Annotated in this window: 26 protein-coding genes and 1 tRNA gene; 15 read left to right on the top strand and 12 right to left on the bottom strand. The window is 55.0% G+C overall.

Annotated features, from left to right (window positions below):
- Positions 1 to 13: 13 nt before the first annotated feature.
- The gene (locus SIB64_RS11360) at positions 14 to 1567 is read right to left on the bottom strand and encodes a UbiD family decarboxylase (protein ID WP_413440311.1); all 1554 of its coding nucleotides are present in this window, start codon (positions 1565 to 1567) and stop codon (positions 14 to 16) included.
- Between the two features lie 64 nt (positions 1568 to 1631).
- Here SIB64_RS11360 and SIB64_RS11355 point away from each other — a divergent pair, with 64 nt between their 5' ends.
- From SIB64_RS11355 to sds, 5 genes are read left to right on the top strand one after another with little or no spacing between them, the layout of a single operon-like run.
- Positions 1632 to 2363 carry a 2-phosphosulfolactate phosphatase family protein gene (locus tag SIB64_RS11355; protein ID WP_413443005.1) on the top strand — a complete coding sequence of 244 codons (732 nt, stop codon included), beginning with the start codon at positions 1632 to 1634 and terminating at the stop codon, positions 2361 to 2363.
- A gap of 33 nt (positions 2364 to 2396) precedes the next feature.
- Positions 2397 to 3218 carry a carbon-nitrogen hydrolase family protein gene (locus tag SIB64_RS11350; protein WP_413440310.1) on the top strand — a complete coding sequence of 274 codons (822 nt, stop codon included), beginning with the start codon at positions 2397 to 2399 and terminating at the stop codon, positions 3216 to 3218.
- Positions 3219 to 3225: 7 nt separating this feature from the next.
- Positions 3226 to 4320: an N-acetylmuramoyl-L-alanine amidase gene (locus SIB64_RS11345; RefSeq protein ID WP_413443004.1), complete on the top strand. Its 1095-nt coding sequence runs from the start codon at positions 3226 to 3228 to the stop codon at positions 4318 to 4320.
- The gene (murI, locus tag SIB64_RS11340; protein WP_413440309.1) at positions 4317 to 5120 is read left to right on the top strand and encodes a glutamate racemase; all 804 of its coding nucleotides are present in this window, start codon (positions 4317 to 4319) and stop codon (positions 5118 to 5120) included. The genes SIB64_RS11345 and murI overlap by 4 nt, the downstream gene beginning before the upstream one ends.
- Before the next feature lie 22 nt (positions 5121 to 5142).
- Positions 5143 to 6114, top strand: coding sequence for a solanesyl diphosphate synthase (sds, locus tag SIB64_RS11335; RefSeq protein ID WP_413440308.1), 972 nt, complete (start codon positions 5143 to 5145; stop codon positions 6112 to 6114).
- On the opposite strand, the gene SIB64_RS11330 is transcribed toward sds, so the two are convergent.
- The gene (locus SIB64_RS11330; RefSeq protein WP_413440307.1) at positions 6098 to 6793 is read right to left on the bottom strand and encodes an HAD family hydrolase; all 696 of its coding nucleotides are present in this window, start codon (positions 6791 to 6793) and stop codon (positions 6098 to 6100) included. The two genes, sds and SIB64_RS11330, sit on opposite strands and share 17 nt — an antisense overlap.
- A 328-nt stretch (positions 6794 to 7121) precedes the next feature.
- Between SIB64_RS11330 and acs the strand changes: the two genes are divergently transcribed.
- The gene (acs, locus tag SIB64_RS11325) at positions 7122 to 9098 is read left to right on the top strand and encodes an acetate--CoA ligase (RefSeq protein WP_413440306.1); all 1977 of its coding nucleotides are present in this window, start codon (positions 7122 to 7124) and stop codon (positions 9096 to 9098) included.
- A gap of 14 nt (positions 9099 to 9112) precedes the next feature.
- On the opposite strand, the gene SIB64_RS11320 is transcribed toward acs, so the two are convergent.
- A complete protein-coding gene (locus SIB64_RS11320; protein WP_413440305.1) occupies positions 9113 to 9889 on the bottom strand; it encodes a DUF1350 family protein in 777 nt (258 codons plus the stop codon).
- On the bottom strand, positions 9886 to 10350 hold the full coding sequence (locus tag SIB64_RS11315) for a peroxiredoxin (RefSeq protein WP_413440304.1): 465 nt from the start codon (positions 10348 to 10350) through the stop codon (positions 9886 to 9888). The genes SIB64_RS11320 and SIB64_RS11315 overlap by 4 nt, the downstream gene beginning before the upstream one ends.
- An 88-nt stretch (positions 10351 to 10438) precedes the next feature.
- On the opposite strand from SIB64_RS11315, the gene SIB64_RS11310 reads away from it, so the two are divergent.
- The 4 genes from SIB64_RS11310 to SIB64_RS11295 all read left to right on the top strand — a co-directional run bounded on the left by SIB64_RS11310 (position 10439) and on the right by SIB64_RS11295 (position 13848).
- Positions 10439 to 11344 carry a 3'-5' exonuclease gene (locus SIB64_RS11310; RefSeq protein ID WP_413440303.1) on the top strand — a complete coding sequence of 302 codons (906 nt, stop codon included), beginning with the start codon at positions 10439 to 10441 and terminating at the stop codon, positions 11342 to 11344.
- A 103-nt stretch (positions 11345 to 11447) separates the two neighbouring features.
- The gene (locus SIB64_RS11305) at positions 11448 to 11732 is read left to right on the top strand and encodes a hypothetical protein (RefSeq protein WP_413440302.1); all 285 of its coding nucleotides are present in this window, start codon (positions 11448 to 11450) and stop codon (positions 11730 to 11732) included.
- Positions 11733 to 12017: 285 nt separating this feature from the next.
- Positions 12018 to 12992 carry a phosphate ABC transporter substrate-binding protein PstS gene (pstS, locus tag SIB64_RS11300; protein ID WP_413443003.1) on the top strand — a complete coding sequence of 325 codons (975 nt, stop codon included), beginning with the start codon at positions 12018 to 12020 and terminating at the stop codon, positions 12990 to 12992.
- 214 nt (positions 12993 to 13206) lie between these two features.
- Entirely contained in the window at positions 13207 to 13848 is a 642-nt protein-coding gene (locus SIB64_RS11295; RefSeq protein WP_413440301.1) for a Crp/Fnr family transcriptional regulator, read from the top strand.
- A gap of 365 nt (positions 13849 to 14213) precedes the next feature.
- On the opposite strand, the gene SIB64_RS11290 is transcribed toward SIB64_RS11295, so the two are convergent.
- Entirely contained in the window at positions 14214 to 14453 is a 240-nt protein-coding gene (locus tag SIB64_RS11290; protein ID WP_413440300.1) for a hypothetical protein, read from the bottom strand.
- 369 nt (positions 14454 to 14822) lie between these two features.
- Between SIB64_RS11290 and SIB64_RS11285 the strand changes: the two genes are divergently transcribed.
- Positions 14823 to 15068 (top strand): RNA recognition motif domain-containing protein, encoded by a 246-nt coding sequence (locus SIB64_RS11285; RefSeq protein ID WP_413440299.1) that lies wholly within the window; start codon positions 14823 to 14825, stop codon positions 15066 to 15068.
- Positions 15069 to 15371: 303 nt separating this feature from the next.
- Here SIB64_RS11285 and SIB64_RS11280 read toward each other — a convergent pair whose 3' ends face one another.
- A complete protein-coding gene (locus tag SIB64_RS11280; RefSeq protein WP_413440298.1) occupies positions 15372 to 16103 on the bottom strand; it encodes a hypothetical protein in 732 nt (243 codons plus the stop codon).
- Between the two features lie 396 nt (positions 16104 to 16499).
- On the opposite strand from SIB64_RS11280, the gene SIB64_RS11275 reads away from it, so the two are divergent.
- The 3 genes from SIB64_RS11275 to SIB64_RS11265 all read left to right on the top strand — a co-directional run bounded on the left by SIB64_RS11275 (position 16500) and on the right by SIB64_RS11265 (position 19875).
- A complete protein-coding gene (locus SIB64_RS11275) occupies positions 16500 to 18212 on the top strand; it encodes an iron uptake porin (RefSeq protein ID WP_413440297.1) in 1713 nt (570 codons plus the stop codon).
- A gap of 629 nt (positions 18213 to 18841) precedes the next feature.
- Positions 18842 to 18994, top strand: a complete 153-nt coding sequence (locus SIB64_RS11270) for a hypothetical protein (protein WP_413440296.1) — start codon at positions 18842 to 18844, stop codon at positions 18992 to 18994.
- Positions 18995 to 19668: 674 nt separating this feature from the next.
- Entirely contained in the window at positions 19669 to 19875 is a 207-nt protein-coding gene (locus SIB64_RS11265; protein ID WP_413440295.1) for a hypothetical protein, read from the top strand.
- A 138-nt stretch (positions 19876 to 20013) separates the two neighbouring features.
- Here the strand turns inward: SIB64_RS11265 and SIB64_RS11260 are convergent.
- The 6 genes from SIB64_RS11260 to SIB64_RS11235 all read right to left on the bottom strand — a co-directional run bounded on the left by SIB64_RS11260 (position 20014) and on the right by SIB64_RS11235 (position 23575).
- A tRNA-Pro gene (locus SIB64_RS11260) sits at positions 20014 to 20087 on the bottom strand.
- Between the two features lie 14 nt (positions 20088 to 20101).
- Complete coding sequence (locus tag SIB64_RS11255; protein ID WP_413440294.1) at positions 20102 to 20437, bottom strand: hypothetical protein; 336 nt, start codon at positions 20435 to 20437, stop codon at positions 20102 to 20104.
- A gap of 66 nt (positions 20438 to 20503) precedes the next feature.
- Positions 20504 to 20686 carry a hypothetical protein gene (locus SIB64_RS11250; RefSeq protein WP_413440293.1) on the bottom strand — a complete coding sequence of 61 codons (183 nt, stop codon included), beginning with the start codon at positions 20684 to 20686 and terminating at the stop codon, positions 20504 to 20506.
- Positions 20686 to 21399 (bottom strand): peptide-methionine (S)-S-oxide reductase MsrA, encoded by a 714-nt coding sequence (gene msrA, locus SIB64_RS11245; RefSeq protein WP_413440292.1) that lies wholly within the window; start codon positions 21397 to 21399, stop codon positions 20686 to 20688. The genes SIB64_RS11250 and msrA overlap by 1 nt, the downstream gene beginning before the upstream one ends.
- 74 nt (positions 21400 to 21473) lie before the next feature.
- Complete coding sequence (locus tag SIB64_RS11240; protein ID WP_413443002.1) at positions 21474 to 21740, bottom strand: hypothetical protein; 267 nt, start codon at positions 21738 to 21740, stop codon at positions 21474 to 21476.
- Positions 21741 to 21808: 68 nt separating this feature from the next.
- Positions 21809 to 23575: an ABC transporter ATP-binding protein gene (locus SIB64_RS11235; RefSeq protein ID WP_413443001.1), complete on the bottom strand. Its 1767-nt coding sequence runs from the start codon at positions 23573 to 23575 to the stop codon at positions 21809 to 21811.
- A 77-nt stretch (positions 23576 to 23652) separates the two neighbouring features.
- Between SIB64_RS11235 and SIB64_RS11230 the strand changes: the two genes are divergently transcribed.
- Positions 23653 to 23976: a DUF3288 family protein gene (locus SIB64_RS11230; RefSeq protein WP_413440291.1), complete on the top strand. Its 324-nt coding sequence runs from the start codon at positions 23653 to 23655 to the stop codon at positions 23974 to 23976.
- Positions 23977 to 24059 lie beyond the last annotated feature (83 nt).

Here is a 24059-nt window from a genome sequence, read left to right as displayed (position 1 = left end):
GTTAGCTGATTCTTCAGCAAATTCGCTGCATCAGCCGATCCAGGGCATAACCGAACAGGTTTGGATCAGGTTCCTCGGCTCCCAGGTCATCGAGGCCAAGTTCGCTCCAACGGTCTGCGACGCGGCGTTCCAGCTCCTGAGGGCGGCTCAGGGGCTCGCCCCAGTCATGGTTTTTCTCCGGTCCCACCTTGGTGGTGGCATCGATCGCCAGTCGCCCGCCGAGTCCGAGCTGTTCGCTGGCGAAATCGAGACTGTCGAACGGGGTGTCTTCCAACGTGAAGAGATCCCGCTGCGGGTCCACCTGGGCTGCAATCGCCCACACCACCTGACGTGGATCACGGACGTTGATCTGGCTGTCCACCACCACGACAAACTTGGTGTAGGTGAACTGTGGCAGGGCGCTCCAGAAGGCCATGGCGGCACGCTTGGCCTGGCCGGGATAGGCCTTGTCGATCGAAATGACCGCCAGCTTGTAGCTCAGTGCTTCCATCGGCAGGAAGAAGTCGGTGATCTCCGGGATCTGCTGACGCAGGATCGGGGTATAGATGCGGTTCAGGGCGATGGCGAGCATCGCTTCCTCCTTCGGTGGACGCCCGCTGAACGTGGTGAGAAAGTTGGGGTTGCGGCGCTGCGTCATGCAGTGGAAACGCACCAGTGGTGAGTCCTCGACACCCCCGTAGAAGCCCATGTGATCACCGAACGGGCCGTCAGGCATCACCTCCCCAGGGGTGATCGTGCCCTCCAGAACAACTTCGCTGTGACTGGGCACCTGCAGGTCCAGGGTTTTGCAGGGAGCGAGCAGCACCCCACGACCTGCATAGATCCCGGCAAAGAGCCATTCGCTCAGTTGCACAGGGATGGGAGTTGCCGCGGCCATGACGAGCAAGGGGTGCACGCCGATCGCAACGGCAACCTCCAGTTTTTTGCCCAGGGCTGCGGCCTTGCGCAGGTGGCGGGCTCCACCGCGAACGCTCAACCAGTGCACCGTCATCGTGTTGACCGACTGTTTCTGAAGGCGATAAACGCCAACGTTCGGAACCCCTGTCTCCGGATCCTTGGTGATCACGAGGCCAAGGGTGATCACGCCACCGGCGTCACCTGGCCAGGGCCGGATCAGGGGGATGCTGTTGAGATCGACGTCACCTCGATGCAAGACCTGCTGATGGCAGGGGGGGATCAGGTCACGATCTGGCTTGGCCTTCACCAGATCCCAAAACACCCGGGCGAACTGCTTGGTCTCTTCCAGACCTTTGGGAGGGCGGGGCTGCTGCAGCAGTGCCAGGCGGCTGCCCAGCTCTTCGAGCTCTTCAGCCCGTTCCAGCCCCATGCTCCACACCACCCGCTCGACGGTGCCGAGCGTGTTGACCGCAACGGGCATCGTGGAACCGATCACGTTTTCGAACAGCAGGGCAGGCCCTCCCATGGCCAGCACCCGGTCAGCGATCGCGGCCAGCTCAAGATCGGGATCGACTGGCGCTGTAATGCGTCTGAGCTGGCCTCGTTCCTCCAGCAGCTTCAAGAAGCCGCGCAGGTCGCGGGTGGCCGCTCCGGATCCGAACAGGGCCATGACTGCGCCAGGTATTGCAAAGACGATCCCGGTACTGTGTCGCACGCTGATCCGGAGCGTGGCCTTGCAGATTTCCTATTTCCATGTGCCGGCGGACATGCCTGAGGACTGTCGCCCGGACGCCGCCGTGGTGATCGATGTTCTCCGGGCGACAACCACCATCGCCTGGGCACTGCATCACGGTGCTGAGGCGGTGCAGGCGTTCGCTGATCTCGACACGCTGCGGAGCACTGCTGCGGCATGGCCTGCCGCTGAGCGCCTGCTGTTGGGTGAACGGGGCGGCCAGCGGCTCGAGGGTTTTGATCTGGGCAATTCACCCGTGGCGGTGACACCAGACACCGTTGCCGGAAAACGGCTGTTCATGAGCACCACCAACGGCACCCGTGCCCTTGATCGGGTCCGTCAGGTCCCTCTTTTGATGACGGCTGCACTGCCGAATCGAGACGCCGTGGCTCGCCGATTGCTGGCGAAACAGCCCGCTTCGCTGGTGATCGTCGGCAGCGGTTGGGAGGGTGCTTATTCCCTGGAGGATTCGTTGGCGGCGGGGGCGTTGGCTGCCCGGCTTCAGGAACTCGATTCCAACGCTGGAGCGGATGCCAATGATGAGTTGACGGCAGCGATCGCTCTGTGGAACCAATGGACTCACGATCCGGAAGCATGCCTTCGGGTCGCCAGCCATGGGCGACGGCTAATTGGGCTGGGCGACCACGATGCCGATTTCCGCTGTTGTGCAGGAGTGGATCAGCTCGATGTCGTTCCCACCCAAGTCGAACCTGGCGTTTTGAAGGCGGCCTAAGCGGTTTTAAAGTTCATCCTCTGAACCGAACTTGTGACCGATTTCCTGGCGGCCGCCGTGCAGCTCACGAGCGGCCGGGACCCGGAGGTCAACTTCAATGCTGCAGAGGAGCAGATTGACCTTGCGGCTCGTCGTGGAGCCGAATTGGTGGGTCTGCCTGAGAACTTTGCCTTCATGGGCGACGATGAGCGGCGCCTTGAACTCGCTCCCTCCCTCGCTGAGCAGTGCAGCCGATTCCTGGTGACGATGGCCCGCCGTTATCAGGTTGTTCTTCTGGGTGGAGGGTTCCCCGTACCTGTTGGAGATGGCAACAGCACGCTCAACCGTGCCGAGCTCGTTGATCGTGATGGTCAGATCTTGGGCAGGTACGACAAGATCCATCTCTTCGATGTTGATCTCCCTGATGGGAACACCTACAGGGAATCGGAAACGGTGACCCCGGGAGATGCGCTTCCTCCCGTGGTTGATGTGCCTGAAATGTGTCGCCTGGGGGTATCCATCTGTTACGACGTGCGCTTCCCTGAGGTTTATCGCCATCTCGCCAGTGCCGGCGCCGATCTGCTGATGATTCCCGCTGCGTTCACGGCGTTCACGGGCAAAGACCACTGGCAGGTGCTTCTGCAGGCCCGCGCGATCGAGAACACCGCCTATGTGCTTGCCCCTGCTCAGACAGGCCTTCATTACGGACGCCGCCAGAGCCATGGGCACGCCATGGTGATTGACCCCTGGGGAACCGTTCTTGCCGATGCCGGCGTTCAGCCGGGTGCCGCTATCGCTCCTGTGAACGTCTCCCATCTGGGCCGCGTGCGTGAGCAGATGCCGAGCTTGCGGCACCGACAGCCAGCTCTGTTCTGACCTGATGATGGCTGCCATGCGGTCCCGTCGACTGGCGCTGCTTGCGCTGGTGGTTGTTCAGTTCTCGACGCTGATTTCAGCGCTGCCCGCCCGGGCAGCCAGCGCCTTGGCGGCCTGGGCCCTCACGGAAGACGGCAAGCTTCAGCTCCGAACCAGCCGCAATGCCAGCCTCCAGGCTTTTTTTCAAAAGGCCAGCGATGGGCGGGGCACACGGGTGTGGATCGACTTTCCTGGTGAACTGCGTTTTCCGAGAAAACTGACAGGACGCGGTCCGGTCAAGGAGGTCCGCCTTGGAAAACCGAATCCGGGCTCCACACGCCTGGTGATTGAGTTCCGGCCTGGGGTCAACCTTGATCCGTCGCAGTTGAAACTGCGGGGAACGGCTCCTGATCGTTGGGAGCTGGCGTTCAAGGGTCTGCAGACGCGTGACCTGGTGGATATGGGAGAAGGGGATCTGACGGCCCGGACAACGGCATGGCGACCTCCCAACCGAAATGTTCCGAACACAGCCCCTGTTAACCCAGCTGGTCTGCCAACGGTCGCTCGCAATCGTTATCGAGTTGTGATTGATCCAGGCCACGGCGGTCCGGATCCTGGGGCCGTTGGGATCGGCGGATTGCGCGAGACCGATGTGGTGCTGGATGTGTCGTTGCAGGTGGCGGCGCTGCTTCGGGCTCGGGGCGTGGACGTTCGCATGACGCGAACGTCGGAGATTGATGTGGACCTGCCACCTCGCGTCAGCTTGGCCAATCGGTCCGGCGCCACAGCTCTGGTCAGCATCCACGCCAATGCTCTGAGCATGAACCGGCCGGATGTGAACGGCATCGAGACGTTTTATTTCTCCGATCCGCGCTCCGGCCGCTTGGCTTCCTACCTCCAACAGCAGATGATGGTGGTCTCCCCCGGCACCCCTGACCGTGGCGTGCGGCGTGGTCGCTTCTTTGTGATCCGCCGTTCCACGATGCCGTCAGCCCTGGTGGAGATGGGCTTTGTGACCGGCAAGATCGATGCTCCGCGTCTGGCTCGCGCTGATCACCGGCGTCGTCTTTCGCTGGCCCTCGCCGCTGGCATCCTTAATTATCTCAAATTCGAGGTGCGGTGACTCCCGTTCTCGGCTTTTTTGATAGCGGTGTAGGGGGACTCACCGTTCTTCGGCGTGTGCTCGAACGGCATGGCCCTGTTCGATGCATTTACTTGGGGGATACAGCGAGGGTTCCCTATGGCAGCCGTTCGGCGCCGGAAATTCGATTGATTGCGGCGGAAGTGGTGGGGTGGCTGCGCCAGCAGGGTGTCACCACCGTGGTGATGGCGTGCAACACCACCAATGCCTTGGCGCGGGATGTGGCGGAGGGCCAGGCAGGTGTTCCGGTCATTGGTCTGATCGGAGCGGCGGCGGCGATGGTTCGGGAGCAACGGGTCGGCGTACTGGCAACACCAGCCACGGTGGAATCAGGGGCGTACCGAGCCAGCATCGAGGCCCTCCACCCCGGTTGCCTGGTGCTGGAGCGGGCCTGCCCTGACTTTGTTCCTTTGATTGAACAGGGTCTGATCGCCAGCGATCAGATCCGACGGGTTGCGGCTGCCTATCTCGAACCCCTGCTGGCCAGTTCCGTCGAGGAGATCATTCTTGGTTGCACCCATTACCCCCTATTGGTCCCGCTGCTGCGGGATCTTCTTCCGCCTTCGGTTCGCCTGATTGATCCGGCGCTGGGCGTCACACAACAGCTGGATGCTGTTCTGGGCAAACCGCAGCCGTGTTCAGAGTCTGCGATGCATTTGGATCACTGCCGTCTCTGCGTGACGGCGGATGCAGAGGGTTTTGCAGAGCGGGCCGCATCTTGGCTTGGGAAACGTCCAGCCGTTCGGCTTGTGCATCTGCGTTCCAGCTCAGAAGGCCACTAGGATCGCGGCGCGAAGGGGGTTCATGTTCACTGTCACCGAGTTACTGGAGCCGGTCGAGAACGACCTCGAAACCCTGCTCGGCGACCTTCGCAGCCTGATTGGTGCCGGTCACCCGATTCTTCAAGCAGCAGCTGAGCATTTGTTCAGTGCAGGCGGAAAACGGGTTCGGCCTGGAATCGTTCTCCTCATCTCCCGAGCGTTATCAAGCTCGGGTGAACTCACGCCGCGGCACCGCCGTCTGGCTGAGATCACCGAAATGATTCATACGGCGTCTCTCGTTCATGATGACGTCGTCGATGAAGCGTCCACTCGCCGAGGCGTCGCCACGGTTCACAGCAGGTTTAATGCGCGGGTGGCTGTTCTCGCCGGTGATTTCCTGTTCGCACAAGCGAGTTGGCATCTTGCCAACCTTGATGATCTCGATGTGGTGAAGCTGCTGAGCCGCGTGATCATGGATCTCGCTGATGGTGAGGTCAAACAGGGGTTATTCCGTTACGACACATCGCAGAGTTTCGAGACCTACCTGGAAAAGAGTTACTTCAAAACCGCTTCGTTGATCGCCAACAGTTCCAGAGCTGCGGGGGTCCTCAGTGGTTGCCCTGCCGATGAGCTCGATGCTCTTTATCAATTTGGGCGGCAGCTCGGCCTGGCGTTTCAGGTTGTTGACGACATCCTGGATTTCACAGGCAACGACCAACAACTCGGAAAACCAGCAGCAAGCGACCTGGCAAGTGGTTATCTCACTGCTCCATGCTTTTATGCCATGGAAGAGCATCCTGAACTCAAGGCTCTGATCAAGACGGAATTCAATCAAGAGGCTGATCTCGAAAAAGCTCTCAGCATGGTGCGTTCGTCCCGAGCTATCCCACGAACGCTTGAATTAGCAGAAACATTTGCCCGTGAATCGCGCGAATCCATCGCCTGGTTACGGGATTCCTCGTACAAACAGGCTTTGCTGGAGCTGCCTGACTTTGTTCTCAGTCGCCTGTCCTGAGCAACGCGTTCTGGACCACATCAAGGGTTGAAATTTTGCAGGGATTCCTCCCAAGAACGTTTTGCTCAATTGTTAAATCCAGGACCCACACCTGACATCCAGCTGCAAGTGCTGCGGTGGTTCCGGCCTTTGAATCCTCGAGTGCCCAGCACTGATCGGCGTTGCTCCCCAAGCGTTGGGCCGCGAGAACAAAGGGTTGCGGATCCGGTTTTCCCCTGTTGAGTTCAGGGTCGTCCCCGTAAACCCTTTCCTGGATAGAGGACAACCAAGGGTGTGGTGCGCTCTTGAACTCCACGGCGTCTCGGCTGCTGCTGGTGACCAATGCCATTGGAATGCCCCGGTGGATGCAGGTCTGAATGAGTGACTCAGCACCAGGCATTGCAGGGGCTTTCGGTAGAAGTTTGCGGGCGATCGGCTGTTGGATCGCCAGCAGAGCATCGTTGCCTACAGCACTGGGTAACCAGCTGTCGACTTCGGATGCACAGTCCTGTCGGCGACGTCCCCGCAGTTCAAGCAGCTGAGATGGCGACAGTTGAGCTCCGAAGTGTGCGGCCGCTTCCGCCCAAGCCCGACCATGCAGCGGTTCGGTGTCGAGCAGAAGTCCATCGAGGTCAAACAGGCAGGCGGCGGGAGTTTGGAGGGCATCCAGCACGGTTGGTCCAGCCGATGTTGGTAGCAACAGTCAAGCGTCCCGTCTCGGTGGATTGAGCAATGCCGTCATGGGTGGCGTCGATTTGTGGACTGAACGGAAATACGTTGTTGTTCCTTTCTCGGTCCTTGAATCGTCTCCGTGCCTCCACAAGGAACTGATTGATCTGTCTTAATCAGGGCTCAAAACCGCATGGTTTGAATTCAGATGCAACGAGGATTGACCCGCAGGGTTTGTTCTTTTTGCCAGGTGTTGATGTACTGCTTCACTGAGCAGAATTGTTGCTGTCCGGCGCGGCAGGGTTCACGTTCGAGCCGATTCTGGACAGACTTCTCCTCGGATTGAAACGTCTGCTTCCGTGACCGAACCCGCGACCACCACGATTGAGAGCGTGCTGCATGAGCAGCGGGTGTTCGAACCTCCCGAGGAGATGGCGGCGAAGGCTCGGATCAGCAGCCTGAAGGCATATCGGGCACTGGCGGAGGCGGCTCAAGCGAATCCTGATGCCTTCTGGGGAGATGCTGCGCGGCGGGAGTTGCACTGGTTCGAGCCGTTTCACACCGTTTTGGATTGGAGCGAGGCGCCGTTTGCCCGCTGGTTCGAAGGTGGCACGACCAACCTGTCCTTCAACTGCCTTGACCGTCACATTGACGGCCCCACCGCAAACAAGACGGCACTGATCTGGGAGGGGGAGCCCGGTGATGTGCGCCGTTTCAGCTACCGCGAATTGCATGCGGAGGTCTGCAAGGCGGCCAATGCCCTCAAAGCCATGGGCATCACCAAGGGTGATCTGGTGGCGCTTTACATGCCGATGATTCCCGAAGCGGCTATTGCGATGTTGGCCTGCGCGCGGATCGGCGCCCCTCACTCGGTGGTCTTTGGTGGTTTTTCAGCCGAAGCCCTTCGCGATCGGTTGATTGATGGTGAGGTCAAGGCAGTGATCACTGCCGATGGAGGCTTTCGCAAGGACAAGGCCGTGTCCCTGAAGCCTGCCGTGGATGCGGCGCTTGCCGATGGGTCCTGTCCGACGGTGCAGTCGGTGTTGGTGGTGCAACGCACCAAGCAGGACGTGACGATGGTGGAGGGCCGTGATCAGTGGTGGCATCAGCTGGTGGAGGGGCAGAGCGCGGACTGCCCGGCTGAACCGATGGCCAGTGAGGACCGACTCTTCGTTCTTTACACCTCCGGCTCAACGGGAAAACCGAAGGGTGTTGTTCACACCACAGCCGGATACAACCTCTGGGCCCATCTCACCTTTCAGTGGATTTTCGACATTCGTGATGACGATGTGTATTGGTGCACCGCGGATGTGGGCTGGATCACGGGGCACAGTTACATCGTCTACGGACCGCTATCCAACGGTGCCACCACGGTGATGTTTGAGGGTGCGCCTCGCCCCTCGAAACCAGGAGCCTTCTGGGAACTGATCCAGAAGCATCGGATCACGATTTTCTACACCGCCCCGACGGCGATCCGGGCGTTCATGAAGAGCGGTCGCGAGGTCCCCGACCAGTTCGACATGAGCAGCCTGCGCCTTCTCGGCACGGTTGGTGAACCGATCAATCCCGAAGCCTGGATGTGGTATCGCGATGTGATCGGTGGGAACCGATGCCCGATCGTGGACACCTGGTGGCAGACCGAAACCGGGGGCGTGATGATCAGTCCGCTTCCCGGTGCCACGCCAACCAAGCCTGGCTCCGCAACGCTTCCATTGCCAGGGATCCAGGCCGACATCGTCGATGCCGAAGGAAACAGTTGTGCCGCTGATGAGGGGGGCTATCTCGCGGTGCGTGCCCCTTGGCCAGGGATGATGCGCACGGTTCACGGCAATCCGCAGCGGTTCCGCGAGAGTTACTGGGAACACATCCGTCCCGCAGACGGTTCTTATCTTTATTTCGCCGGTGATGGGGCACGGCGGGATTCGGATGGTTATTTCTGGGTGATGGGCCGGGTGGATGACGTCATCAATGTTTCAGGTCACCGGCTTGGCACCATGGAGATTGAATCCGCTCTCGTGAGCCATCCCGCTGTGGCTGAAGCTGCAGTTGTTGGTCGGCCTGACGATCTCAAGGGTGAAGGCATTGTTGCCTTTGTCACGTTGGAGGTCGGTCGTGAGGCAACCGATGCGCTAGTGAGTGAATTGCGTGGCCATGTGGGCCAGGAGATCGGTCCGATTGCTCGGCCTGATGAGATTCGCTGTAGCGATGCCCTGCCCAAGACCCGCAGCGGCAAGATCATGCGACGGATTCTCAGGGCACTGGCATCGGGTCAGGAGGTCAGCGGAGACACCAGCACGCTGGAGGATCGATCCGTTCTCGATCGCCTGCGGGCGTGATTCTCTGATCAGGATCAGCGCTGCTGCATCGAGGCTGAGTCGTGCGGTGCTGGGGTTGGGGGATTGGTTTTTGTCCAGCTCACAATCAAATCCTGGAGCCGTTCAATCTGCCGCTGGCGCTGGCTGCTTTCAGCCCATGCGCCGAGGAGGTTGCGACGCAGCCCCGCACTGGCTGGGGTGAGATGGTCGCCTGGGAGGTGCCGAAATTCGGATGCATCCTCTTGGCGCCGTTGCAAGGTTCTGATCAGGTCATCGCTCTGATCCAGTTCATCCTCCCCGAAACGCACTACAAGATTGCGTTGCTGGAGGTAGCGGGATTGGATCAGACGCAGCGTTTCCTTCGGACTGGGGCTGAATTCGGTCTCCATTCCCAGGCGCGGGGCAATTTCGCCGAGCAAGGGAATCGAGCGGTCCGCTTCGAAATTGTTGAAGCTCAGGGCGATGAAACTGCCGCAGCCGCGCCCACCATCGGGAGCGAGCAGGTGGAGCTTGCAACCGAGGCTGTGGCCCAGCCGTGCAGGTGATGGTATTGGTCCGACCCTTTCCTCAAGGCGGCGACGAGCACGGCGTAGATCCTTCCAGGCCTGTTGGGCTTGGTTTTGGTGATCGAAACCGGGCACGAAGGCCCAGGCGTTGATGGCGAAACCAGAGGCAACAAGAGTTTCCAGAAGCCGCCGATAGCTCACCTGTGGAGTGGCAGCGAGGTAGCTGCCGCCGATGAACTCAATCAGTCCACGAGGACGGCTCGGTCTCAGTTGCCAGATGCTGCCCTGTTGCCGCCAACTGGTCATACCGGGCAGTGGTTGAGGTCTTTCAGGATCCGGGATGCTTCGCGAACGTGGGCAGGGCCATCGAGAAGGTTGCTGAAGATATGCCGAACGATTCCTTCGCCATCGCAGATGTAAGTGACACGACCGGGGAGCAGACCCATCGCCTTGGGGACGCCGAAGCGTCGTCGCAGCGTGTTGCCGGAATCACTGAGGAGCGGGAAAGGGAGATTGTGGCGTGCTGCAAAACGTCTGTGGCTCACCGTGTCGTCGCCGCTGACCCCCCAGACCACTGCCCCGAGCTGTTCCAGAGCGTTGTTGCTGTCTCGGAAACTGCAGGCCTGCATCGTGCAGCCAGGGGTGTCGTCCTTTGGGTAGAAAAAAAGAACCAAACAGCGGCCGTTTAGTTCATCGGTCGAACGTCGCTTCCCATCCTGATCGGTCAATGTGAATGCAGGGAGCTGATCTCCGACGCTGAGCCCCATTGAATGAATCTCGTCTTCGATCACCCTAGAAATCCTTGGGGTTGTTCCGAGCCCGAGAATTGATGCAGCCAATGGCGCAGGACGTGCAATGGGTGATGAGACAGGCGCACAGCTTGATCTACTGAGCGGTTTGTCCGGCGTCGACCCGGCTTCCCGGGATCCATCACCTGGCGCCGCCGCCGCCGATGGCCCTGGCTCGGATCCTCAGCATCAACTTGCCGTTCCAAGTCCTGCCCCGGTTTCTCTCCCAACAGGCGCGTCCTCGCCAGCTCCGGCGCCAACGCCATTAGCTCCGGGCACGCTTTTGATTGTCGATACGGAAACCACAGGACTGGACCCTGAGCAGGACCAATGTTTAGAGGTTGGAGCGATTCTGTTTGACGTCGCTTCGCGCGCTGTCCTCGCGCAGCAGTCGTTTCTGCTGCCTGTCGAGCGCAATCCAGCTGAGTCGATCAATCGGATTCCTGCTGCGGTGAGTTGCCTGAACCAACCATGGCGCCCTGCGCTCTCTTATCTCCAGGCCTTGCTTGATGCGACAGATGTGGTGGTTGCTCACAATGCCTCGTTTGATCGCCAGTGGTTCGGTCGATCTCCTCTGCCCGAGATCTCCCATCCCTGGCTCTGCACGATGGAGGACATCCGCTGGCCATCTGAACGGCAATTGCGCAGTCGCCCCTCGGTTCGTGACCTGGCCCTTGCCTACGAAATACCTGTATGGGCAGCTCATCGAGCTCTGACCGATTGTGTTTACATCGCGGAGGTGTTCCGTCGATGTGAAGATCTGGAGTCGCTGCTCATCGCTGGCTTGGAACCACGACGCCTGATGCGCGCATGCGTGAGCTATCACGATCGGCAATTGGCAAGGGACGCCGGTTTTCGCTGGAACGATCCCGTCAAAGGCTCCTGGACCCGCCGCTTGAGTGATCGAGACATTGCTGCTCTTGACTTTGCTGTCGAGCCGATCGAGATGGGAGGGATGCCGGAATCCGGGTGAAGCAGTGGTGTGGTCGCGGCTTAAGTGTGCTCATTTGCTTCAGCTCTCCGAAGGCAGTACGAGTTTTTGAGGGATTGGGCCTGGATCAGTTTATGGTGTAAGCATGGCTGCTTTCATTCACCATCGAGAACGTCCTTTGCACGCTCGTCTAAGACAGTGGCAACAGGTAAGAACATGGGCACGTTTGATCCGCGAAGCCGAAGCGCTTTGGCATGTTGATGTTCGTGCACTGAAAAGAATGGGTGCACTTGAGTTATCGCAATTGCTTGAAGAAGTCCCCCCCATGCATCGCCATCGTGTCAATCGCTGGTTGACGTCTTATTACGTTGCAACACGGTTGAACACGATGCCAAAGGAGCCGGAACACAAACAACAATCTATGCCGTGAAACTAGATCGTCGCTTCAGTATGCTACATAATATTTAGACTTTTAAATTGCCGTTTGTTAGGCTGTTGATCACCATTTGATATTTAGCTTCTTAGATTGTAATTATATATAACCAAGAGGTGGTCTTTCGGTCAAGCTTGGCGACGTTTTCAATAGGCGAATTCAAGTCCTTTGTCTATACATAATTCTGTGTTTACCAAAGCTTGTTGACTGCTTAATAAGAAGTTAAAGACATCTGTGCATGCCTTTCGTTATGAAAGATTTGTATTCATTAAGTCATTCATGATGAGCTTTTTCAAAAAGGCTCTTGTCTCTTCCACGTTGCTGGCCCTTGCGTCCGGTTTATCCGTTTCAGCTTCTGGCAGGTTGAACGGAGCTGGGGCAACTTTCCCTGCCAAGATCTATCAACGCTGGTTTGCTGAACTTGCAAAATCTGGTGGTCCCCAAGTCAACTATCAAGCTGTCGGTTCTGGCTCAGGTCGGAAAGCCTTTATTGATAGAACCGTTGATTTTGGTGCTTCCGACGACCCAATGAAGCCGGGCAGTATGTCCAAGGTTAAGCGTGGTGTTGTTCAAATTCCAATGGTGGGAGGAACCATTGCCTTCGGTTACAACAAGCCAGGCTGCGATTTGAAACTAACCCAGAAGCAAGCTGTTCAAGTTGCAATGGGGAAAATCAAGAACTGGAAGGAGCTTGGCTGCAAGCCAGGCACTCTCGTCTGGGTTCATCGCTCTGATGGATCTGGCACCACGAAGGCGTTCACAAACTCAATGCAGGCTTTCTCTTCCGAGTGGACTCTTGGAACGGGTAAGTCGGTTAAGTGGCCAGCTGGCGTTGGTGCCAAAGGGAATTCAGGTGTTGCTGGCGTGATTGAGAACCGCGAGGGTGCAATTGGTTATGTCAACCAGTCCTATATCCGAGGCAAGGTTAAAGCAGCAGCACTTCAAAACAAGTCTGGTGAGTTCCTTCGTCCCAGTGTCACTTCAGGTGCAAAAGCATTGAATGGCATTAAACTTGATGCCAACCTTGCTGGTAAGAACCCCAATCCAACGGCGAAAGGTGCTTATCCCATTGCCACTTTGACTTGGGTTTTGGCATACAAGACTGGCAATGGTCAAAAATTAGTTGATATTAAGAAAACTTTGACTTATATGTTAAGTGACCGTGCTCAGAAACTAGCTCCTTCTCTTGGATTTGTCCCTCTTAAAGGTAATATACTGAGCAAATCTAGATCTGCCGTTAACAAGATTGGAAAATAGATTTGATCCGATTGTTCCAAAATCATAAAGTTAAAAATTATTTTGGAAAAAAGAGGGGCCTTTGGCCCCTCTTTTTCGATTGAAAGAATTGTTAGTAACACTTTACTTTTTCTTGTATTAATCTTCAACCCTTCTTAAAGAAATCTATCCCGCTTCTTGACTTGGTTTGGATGTTTTTCGCCATACAATTAATTCGGATCCGTGAGTCATTTCCATGGCTGCAATTCCTTTTCGCGAAGTGCCTTCCCCACGTCGGGACCTTCGTGAGTTGTTGGAAATAAACTATAAAAATCGCAATCTTGTTCATTTGACATCAGGAAATGTTGTCCCATTGTTGAAAAATAGTATTTGGCTTGTCGTGCGCGGGATGGTTAAGTTAGGTGCAGTCTCCCTCCATGGAGATGAGATGTTGTTGGGTTTAGCGGGTCCGAACGAACCTTTTGGGCAACCGTTCACCGTGGTTGAGGCCTATGAGGCTGTGGTGTTGGTCGATAGTGATCTGCTTTGCATCTCAACGGCTGAAATCCAGCAGTCTCCTCAACTCGCTATTGCATTGGTTGATGCTATCGCTATCCGATACCGCCAGGCTGAATTGATGCTTGCTCTGCTTGGTCTCAAACGAGTCGACGAACGGGTCTGCGGCTTTCTTGAGCTGTTGGCTCAGGACTACGGTCAACCTTGCTCTGCAGGATTGCGGTTGTCTGTGCGTCTCACACATCAGGAAATCGCCAGTGCCCTCAGTACGACACGTGTCACCGTGACGCGTGTCATTGGTCAGCTTCGCAATGAAGGGTGGCTTACTCTCGACTCAGATCGTCATCTCGTCATTTCCCATTTGCCAAAGATAATGTGTTGAATGATTGGCTTATAGTCAAATAAGACACGTTTCTAAATCCTGGGGTTGAAAATCATTTGACGGAGATCTTCTTTGTCTATACATCATGAGTCAGGTCATGAGACCAATCATTCTTATGCTTAAATATGACTTTTTATAAAATATATTTCTTCATTCTCTCAACTTCTTCTATATTTAATGTCATCAATTCAGTTAAGTTCTCGTCTTGGCTATCTAATCAATTCGTAATCTCACTCTGTTGATTGCGGTTCGTTCTCGCTCCTTTCGATCTGTTTTCAGGGGACTCGAGGTCAAACATTGTCGCTGCGGTGGTCAACCCAAAACTGAAAATTTTGAGCAGTAATGCGCCTAGGCTCTCTATCTGTTCAAATCCCGCCCATGTAGGCCAGCCATCCCCCTAGCAGTGCTGCACTGATGCCGCAGACAAGGGCCTGGAGGATGAAGCTCTCGGGATTGGGTTTTTCCCATTGATTAACCGTCCTGCTTGCTGAAGCAAAGGTCTCCAACTCTGTCTTGCATTTGTGCAAGTACCGCTCAATCACCGCATCAGACATTTCAAGACGACGCAACTTGGCTCGAATCCGGTTGCGTTCAACCTCCGTCATCCCTCTCATCGTCCATCCGTCTAGATGCTCCAGAGCATTCATAGCGACTCGCCGGGCCTGACTGCGTTATCCCCTCAGAACGCGCATCAGAGCTGTTCATTTGCAGCCTGCAGCACTCCAGATGGTGCTGGATGTGGCTCTGATCGTTAGCGAACAGCTTCAGTCTTTCCTTCAGAACCGCTGTTCGCTCTGCCTAACTTGCGTTCGCCTGCACATATCGAAACGGATGGGATCATGCGTCACTCCAGTCACTGCAGCTGGATTCCAACGCTTCCATTGCGTTCAATTGCCAATGATCGCTCCTCTCATCAAGCGGTGAAGGGAGGGAGTATGCGAAAATGAGTCCGAACGACTAGCCGGTTCAGTTTTTTGACCATTTTCATCGGAAATCTTTCCTGGGATACCGAACGTGAAGATCTGATTCATCTTTTCGGACAATACGGAGAGGTTAAGAAATGTTCTCTGCCCCTCGACCGAGAATCAGGGCGCAAGCGGGGCTTTGGTTTTGTTGATCTAGCCAATGGAGATGATGAAACCAACGCGATCAATGATCTTCAGGATGTTGAATGGATGGGTCGCAACATCACTGTGCGTAAGGCTGAGCCTCGCCGTTGAAGCAAATTCAATGGGTTGGGCTTCGTAAAAATTACAAAATATTAGCAATAAGTTTAAGTTAGAATATCGTTCGATTGAACATATTTTGCATTGAATGACTTTTTTGTATTGTTTCACTTTATAAACTCACATATTTTGGATTTATATATTTGGATATTTTTATTGTTTTTGATTAGAGTTCCGCAGTTTCTTTTCGAGGCAAAATCCAGTTCAGGTTAAAACTTTCTGTCTCGAGTTTTGTGCCAAAGCTTTAGGGCGCGTTTGATGTTGAGGCGAAGAATATTAGTCTCTTTGTTGTTTAATTTATAAAGCTTGCTCGTCTTTTTCGGAGATTTCTTCGATTGAAAGGATGTCCTGCATAAGTTCTAATGTGTATTGGTAATAGTCGGAAACGGTTTGATTGCTTCCTTGATTAAATGCATCGCTCAACATGACAGTTGGTGTAACCAGTTCGAGTACTTTGGCTATATAGGTTAGACCTCCCTCGTCAATGGCGTCAAAGAAGCCGCGAATCTCTTTGAGTGATTCGGGCGTATCGTCGTTTGCTTCGCTCGATTTGTCTTCAGTGTCTGGAAAGTACTTTTTTAATGTACATGCAACAAATGAATTGATTATTTGTTCGGTTCCTCGTGCAAAATTTTCTGCGTCACGCTTGCTCTCGTCGTCGAGTGTTTTAAATGTTTCTTGAATGGCTGCATGAACTGGAGGTGCTTTCATCACCCACATCATCTGTTCTTTTTGGTTCTCCGACGTTGCCATTCCTGCTTGAACCTGGCTTTGTGCCCACATACTTGCAATGGTTAGAACTGCAGTGGACGTTGCACGTGCCCCTGTGATTCCATACTGCCTAAGATGATCGGTCGCCTGCAGAAGGAGATTGGCCTTTTGCGTTGTCTCCCTTTTGTTGACCGCTTGGTTTCCATCCTTGGCGACTTGTTCTTCGATCCATCCCGTAATCGCAACAGTTAGCATACTGATAGCTTTTTCAAAGTTCTCCCTGGATATTTCAGTGTCCTTCCCTGGAACGTCCAACATTGTCGTGTTTAGCGAGTTAACCCCTTGATAACTCCCCCTACGAAAGAATACCTAAGCTAATGTTCGGTGATCTAACCGGTTTGGTTTGGCTCTTTTTGAAACCTATTGGTTTATGTATTGCGAAAAAATCAATCTATTGTGCAAAATTTGGCTTTTGCTCTGGCGTAGCACATTATTTTAATTGTATAACCTTGAACTGTTTAAATCGTGATATTTTGCGGAGCTTGTTCTTTGCGCAAGAAATCTTTTCTATAAAGTCAGTAAATCCCTTTTGAATGTAGTGCAGAACAATTTGATGGCGTGATTAAGATTGCGACCTTCTGCTTTTTTGATTCTTAATCTCCAATCGGACAGACATTCTCTGTCCATCCCTCAATTTTTGGTGTGAGGAACCTCATGAAACTCTTCCAGCAGCTGCTGGTGGCGCCTGCCGCTCTCGGCCTACTGGCTCCTATGGCGGCCAACGCCGCTGACCTGAACATCAACGGCGTGTCGGACTACGCGTCCGACGAAGACATTGAGCAGGTCACCAGCATCACCCAGTTTTCTGACGTCTACCCAACCGACTGGGCTTACCAGGCACTGGCCAACCTGATCGAGCGTTACGGCTGCGTCGCCGGCTATCCCAACGGCAGCTTCAGCGGCAACCGGGCGATGACCCGTTACGAGGCTGCCGCTCTGCTGAACTCCTGCCTCGACAGCGTCACTGAATTAACTGACGATCTTGCTCGTCTGATTAAGGAATTCGAGCGTGAGCTGGCGATCATCCGCGGCCGTGTTGACGGTCTGGAAGCCCGCGTCGGCGAACTGGAATCCACCCAGTTCTCCACCACCACCAAGCTCAAAGGCAAAACGGTCTGGGTTGCGGGTGCAACGCGTGCCAAGGGCGACAATTTCAGGGTCATTGCTCCTGGAACGAGAGATGATGACGGTAATTTGGTGGATCGCCCTGGTGCCCGTAATCAGTACAATCAAGACTGGGGTGCATTCAACTTCTCCTATGATTTGCGCCTTGGGCTGAAGACGTCATTCACTGGAAAAGACCTTCTATTTACTCGGCTTCGCGCAGGCAATATGGGCGATACAAGCCCATGGGATGGCAACGGAGTCTCACTCAACAAATTAGATACGGCAGCTCCTGGTGGGAATGGGGTCGAAGTTGACCGTTTGTATTATCGATTCCCAGTTGGATCAAATGTCATCATTCAAGCTGGCCCGTTAACTCGTAATACCGAGATGATGGGATACAAAGCGACGGCTTATGCCAAAGGGGGCACGAAGGTTCTTGACTTCTTCGGTGGATCTTTGGGGGTTCCAGGCGTATGGAATAAGGAAACTGGAGGTGGTTTTGGCGCTATATACACCAACAAGAATAACGTTTCGAAGGGCAATCCCTATTTTACTGTTGCAGCCAATTATGTAGCGGATAGTGGAGAAGCCAATGATGGCAACCCTTCGAGCGGAGGTTTTATGACTGATAATTCGGAAGGAAACATAACAAGCCAGATTGCATATGGTAATAAAAAATGGGGCATGGCTCTTGGTTATCGCAAAGGCCAGTGTGGGGCTAAGTTCCGTACTCCCACAATGTTTACAGTAGATGATAAATTTGGTACACCCTGTACCGTAGATAATAAAAAGGGTGAATCTGTTCGTTCCGGTGCTTACAGTAATAGCTGGTCTTTTAACGCCTTCTGGCGTCCAGATGATTCAAGTTGGATTCCATCGGTCAGCGGTGGTGTTGGAGCATCTTATTTGACAGGTAATCGTCATTGGGAACACCAGGTGATTAAGCGATCTTATGCAAGTTGGATGATTGGTTTGACTTGGAGCGATGTGTTCATGGACGACAACGCCATGGGCTTCGCTGTTGGTCAGCCTCAGTTCACGTATAACGTTGATCGCAAAAATGATGATAGTGATTTTATTGCGGATGGAGGATATGCAAAGGAATTCTGGTACAAATATCAAGTCACCGATAACATTTCTGTCACTCCGTCTGTTTATTGGTTGTCACGCCCCTGGGGAGACAATACCCGTAATTGGAATGGCGACTATAAGTCTCTTGGAGTCTTTGGCGGTTTAGTACAGACTACATTCAAGTTCTGATATTAAACAAATCTCTTGCTTATATTTTAAAAGATTCACTAGCCCCCTTCAGTGGGGGCTTTTTGATGGTTGATTCTTCTTATTGGCCGAATCATTTTTGCCATAAAAATTCTTGTTGGTTAATCCTCGCCTTGGGCGGTGTGCGTGGCTCTTTTGTCAGATCTTCTTTGCGGGAACCATTTTGGTGGACATCTCCAATCAGCCAAAAAAAAGGCCACTCAATGAGTGGGCCTTCGGGGTGTGTGAGGTGTTGGTTCCTTGTGTGAGGAGGCCAACAACCCTTTTGTAGCATCAATACGGTGCCAGTCCGCGATCCGACCCAGAGATACTGGCACAGTGCCAGTTCACTGACTATTATTAGGTTGTGAGGAAAAAGCGTCTCGAGGGGTGGAAACAAGGCAACACTCCCTGGAAATGTTTCAAAACCCCTGCCTTCGGCGGGGGTTTTGTTTTTTCTGATTGTTCAACTGCGCCTCCCAATTCAGAAATCGAAACCGAATCGGACAGGGTGATCAATTTCAGGATTCAGATCATGGGCGATTCTCCTAGAGGAATTATTTTCAGCACGACAGAACAGATCACCTGTTGAGAAGCAGCTGTTAAGAAGCGACGTCTTCGAGGAAATTTGTGTGGCCGACGGCGGTACACCACCGGAGCGATTCGACCACCAAGTGACAATGATGCCGAACGAACGATTAAACATCACACCAACTGAATTTCTTAAGAAGATCTGCCTTGCCAGCCTTCAATCTGGAGGGAAGCAAAACGGCTTCACTCGTTGAGGATCGCTCACCTCTTCTTCCAGGGTTAAGGCTCTGGCCAGCCAACTTTGGTCCTGAAGCTCCGATCGTGCTGCACGATCGGCTCGAATTTTCGATGTCCACAAATTCCAACGGAATGGATTGTTTTTTCGATGCGAGTCTGCTGAAAAATCAGGGATGCACTTCCCTTGACCAGTGCAATGGCGGCGCGCTACTCCCGTCAACGCGCAACGGACTTGATCCGTCAAACCCTGCTTGGTTGAGATGTCAGTCACCAGTCCTCTCGTTGTCCTAGGACGGATGGGTGCTGGTGATCTCTGCGGTTTTGGTCTGCTGAATATTTCTTTCTGCTGATCAATTTTACCTGGCTTGTCTGGCCCTTCTGTATTTTCTGATTTTCCTGTTTTCGTGATGTCTTTGAGGCGAGGTGTCGCTCCGGCATCGGGAAGATCAATTCTGGCGGCTAGGCACACCAGCGCTTCTTACCCGTCATTGTTGATAGAATCAAGCATTATCCTCATGCTAGATCTCCTCTATCGTTGATTGTTCATTGATTGTGAAGTCACTCTTGTTTGTCCATTGTTCTTCAAAGGGGTGATGCTTGCTCTTCCGTAGTGCAGCTTCAGGTCGTGCATGGTTTTTATGGCAAAATTATGGTGGCAAATGTTGTTGCATCCAAGAAGGTTATCTGTTGTATGGACATTCTGATCAATGGCGATGTCATATCGGTTCGATTTAAAAGTGATGCTGTCGTTGTTCGGCGAGTGGCTGCACACATTGAGCGGCGTTTGAACGACAACGATTGGCGGCCTTACCGAACCAAAGACGAAGCGATTGCGGCTTGGTCGAAACTTGGCGGCCTCCGTTTGGCGGTTCTTCGTGCTTACAAGCTGATCCCTTAGGCCTTGCTCGAATCCGTTTGTCCAATCCTCGTTTCCATCCCTTGTCGCCACTCTCTGGCTTAAGAGGTTGGGCGAAAAAAAAGGGCGACCCATCACTGAGTACGCCCTTCGTCTCTGGGGTGACAGGAATTCAAGCAATCGGAGCGGCGGGATTTGAACCCACGACCCCCACTACCCCAAAGTGGTGCGCTACCAAGCTGCGCTACGCCCCGTCAAATTCAAGCTATCACAGTGCTTTACGGCGTCTTGCCCGTCTTAGTAATCGAGTGGTGAGCTTGTCTCGGCTCTCCGATGAATAGCCATACAACCTCAGCTGACGGGCGAGTTGACGCAGTTCAGCCAGGCTCATGGATGCCAGCCGGAGTTCGGGAAGCATTCGCCACGCCCTCGCACGCATCGGTAAGTCGCTTGCTCGTGCTGCATTTCCAAGCGTGATCGTGCCTTCTGCCAACCATTCGGGGATCAGCACAACCACCACGGCAATCAATCCATACAGCTCAACGAGGCCCCTGGGCAGCGGGTGCAGCCGGCGACGTTCGTCTCTCTCCTGCGGAGCGTTCACGCCACCCAAACAACGCTCGATTCACCACACCTTGGCACTCAACAGTTCAGATGTTTCTGTTGGTGGTCAAATCTGCAAGGTTCCTGTTGGTCGGCTGGGGGATGGATCTGCTGGTCCCGAATCCCGCCACAACAAGGGGGATTCTCGGGTTCCCCCTGGCGGACGGGTTGAAAAAATCAGCCCGAAAAGCAGCAGGATCGTCAGAGCGATCGCCAGAATCACGGTTCGATCGGACAGCTTGTCCGGCATCAGACGAGGCTGATCGGTTGGTTGTCGCTGCGCAGGACGCAGTGGCTCACCTCCCAGTTGTATTGAGCCCAAACATGGCTGGGAAGTTTGAAATTGGCACCTTCAAAACCCTCGAGGACGACCTGGGTCGGCATGGCGGAGCAGTAAGGACGGCTGCCTGGCTTGGCGAGGTATTGCTGGTGGTAGGTCTCAGCGAAGTAAAAGGGCTGATCGGCCTTGATTTCGGTTGTGATCGGCCCGAAACCTTTTGCAGCAAGCCCGTTTTGGTAGCTCTCCTTGCTGGCCAGAGCCAGCGTCATCTGTTGCGCTGTTGTTGTGTAAACAGCGGAGCGGTACTGACTGCCGGTGTCATTTCCCTGCCGATCCCCTTGCGTTGGATCGTGACATTCCCAGAACAGCTTCAGAAGATCGGAGAAGTCAATGGCTGGGGTACTCCACACCACTCGAACCACTTCGGTGTGGCCTGTTCTTCCAGAACACACTTCTTGATAAGAGGGATGTTGATTCTGCCCTCCGGCATATCCGACAGCAGTACTGACGACCCCGGGCAGTCTCCAGAAGCCCTTCTCGGCTCCCCAGAAGCAGCCACACGCAAAAATCGCTTCTTCCTGATCGCTCAGCAGAGGTGCTCGCAGAGCGGTGCCGAGAACGGCATGGCGTTCGTTGGCTGAATCCGTAGAGGGTTCCTTTGAAGTCAGCCAGGAGGGAAACATGCCCGAACGGTGTCTGCTTTAAGCCTAGGCAGAACTGTTAGGACCCGATTTTTAGTTGGATCCCGCGATCGGGATCAAGGCGTTGGTTCCGCTCCTTCCCCCGCCGGTTCGACCTGGATGTGGTTTAGCAATGTTGTGACGAAGGCGAACAGGAGAAACGGCAGGCTCAACACAAGAATCAATCCGACACCAACTAGGGCGAATAAGGGGCGGGACGACCCCATTAACGCGAGTCCGGCAGCGAGGCTGACAAAAATCACAGCCATCCAGGCCAGAACCTGACCGTAAATGTCTCCGAATGTGAGTGTGCAGCGCACGGCGAACGGGTTGCTGCTGGTCATGGCCTTGAAGGACTTCTCAACAGCTAAGCCCCTCGGCGGCCAGTTGTCCGTCACTGTTATGAACTCTTTCAGGATGCCAGTGCATCCATCTGCTCCACAGCCTGCTGGCGTTCCCAGAGCCGTTGATAAACACCGTGGGTGTGAATCAGTTCACTGTGATGCCCTTCCTGAACAATGCGGCCGTTTTCCATCACAAGGATTCGATCGCAGGCCGCAGCGGCCGAAAGTTGATGACTGATCATCACAATGGTGCGTCCGTCCTGACGGCGGATTGAGTCAAGGATCGCAGCAGCGGTGTTGTTATCAACGCTTGCCAGAGCGTCATCGAGCACCAGCACCGGGGTCGATACCAGCAATGCGCGGCCCAGTGCGGTGCGCTGGCGTTGTCCACCACTCAGGGTGATGCCACGCTCACCGACAAGGGTTTCAAAGCCATCGGGGAAACCGCGAACATCGTCAGCTAGACGGGCTTGCTCCGCCGCATGAACCACCTGCTCCGATGTGGCCTCCGGTTCACCAAATCGCAGATTGTCCGCCAGGCTGCTCGTGAATAGATAACCCTCCTGCGGCACCATGGCCACCTCACCCCGCAGGGTTTGAAGCGGGAGTTCGGTGATGTCGCAGCCATCAAGGAACAACTGGCCTCCCGCGACGGGAACCATCCGACCAAAGGCTCTGGCCAGAGTGGTCTTCCCGCAACCCACCGGGCCCACAACAGCGACAAGCTCACCAGGTTTGATCGAGAAGGTCACGCCAGTGAGTGTGTCCCGATCCGCTCCCTCGTAACGCACGTGCAAATTGCGGGCTTCGAGATGCCCGGGGCCCTTTCCAGCACTCCGATCCGGTTGTGCAGTTCCCACGTTGCTGTCGCGGATCAAAGGCACCCTCTGCAGCAGTTCCTCAACCCTCTCGAGGCTCACCTGGCCGATCTGGAACGTATTGAGTGTGAAACCGAGCAGGGCCGTTGGGAAAACAAGCCCTTCCACATAGAGGATCAAGGCCACCAGCCCGCCGATGCTCAGCGATCCCTCTGCCAGTTTTCCGCTCCCGAAAGACAGCAAAAGCAGTAGGGAAATCGATGAAATTCCCTCCAGCAAGGGAAACAGGGTGCTGCGTGTCCGAGCCAGGCGAATGGCACTGTCCCGATAGAGCCTGTTGCGTTGGCTGAACGCCGTGAGTTCGGCCTCCTCCTGGCCGTAGATCTTGATGGCGCTGATTCCGGAGAGATCCTCCTGAATCAATTCATTCAAACCGGCCAGATTTTCCTGTTGACGTCTTTGCTGGCGCATCATCTGCCCGCCGAACAGTCGAACCGTGCCGAGCATCAGCGGATACAAGCCAACGGCTGCGAGCGTCAACCATGGGTCGATCGCCAGCATCGCTGGCAGGGTCAGGCTGTAGGCCAGAAGTGTGTTGGTGAGGCTGAGGATCGCGAAACCCAGCAGCCTCCTGATGTTTTCCACATCACTGGTCGCCCGAGAGATCACCTCACCACTGCCGGTGGTTTGCACCCAGGCCGGTTCCTGACGAAGCATGTGGTCAAACAGCCGCTGCCGCAGCTCCACCTCCACCTGCCGACCTACGCCGAACACCAGTTGACGCGACAGCAGCCTCACAACAGCCATGACAGTGGCCAACATCACAATCCAGCCGGCCTGGCGCAGCACGTTGCTGTAGGCAAATCCCTCCTGAAGTTCGTCGACAACGCGACTGACCTCGAGAGGGATTGTCATCTTGAGGATGTTGACCACAACCAGCGCCACAGCCCCGATCAACACAGTGCGTCGATGGGGCCGGAGATAACGGCCGATCAAATCCAACCGCATCGCGGCCATGCATTCTTCACAGAAGGCCGTCAACCTAAACAGCCAGCTCCAGCAAGCTGGGGTGCAACGGTCTCTCCATTCCGTCCATGTCCGAACCCTCCGGCTCCGTCAACCAGACCCATCCACTGGAAGCGACCGATCGGGACCACATCGACCGTCTGCTGGCGCGCGAATCACCTCAGGATGGCGATCTGGCCGAACTTGCCCGGTTGTTCATCCGTTACGACGGCTTCCCCGGATCTGAGTCGCTTCAGCTGGACATGGAACGGCTGCTGACGATTTGGAAGATCAGCCGGGAGGAGTTAAACGCGAGGGCCCGCAAGATCTGGGCATCGGGATATCGCCCAGGCCCTGCCGTGGAGGAGGCGGTTGGATCAGGTTTTGATACCTCTCAATCGGATGGGGGTTGACGAATCGTGGCTCGTCCTGGTGTACCGATCGACGAGTGAGGGATAGTGGAGTAGTCCCCATCATCCGGCCCGGTGTGCATGTC

The organism is Synechococcus sp. MIT S1220, from assembly GCF_047303025.1.
Classification (GTDB): domain Bacteria; phylum Cyanobacteriota; class Cyanobacteriia; order PCC-6307; family Cyanobiaceae; genus Parasynechococcus.
The sequence above is the reverse complement of the archived record's forward strand: the minus strand, read 5'-3'. Positions and strand labels throughout refer to the sequence as shown.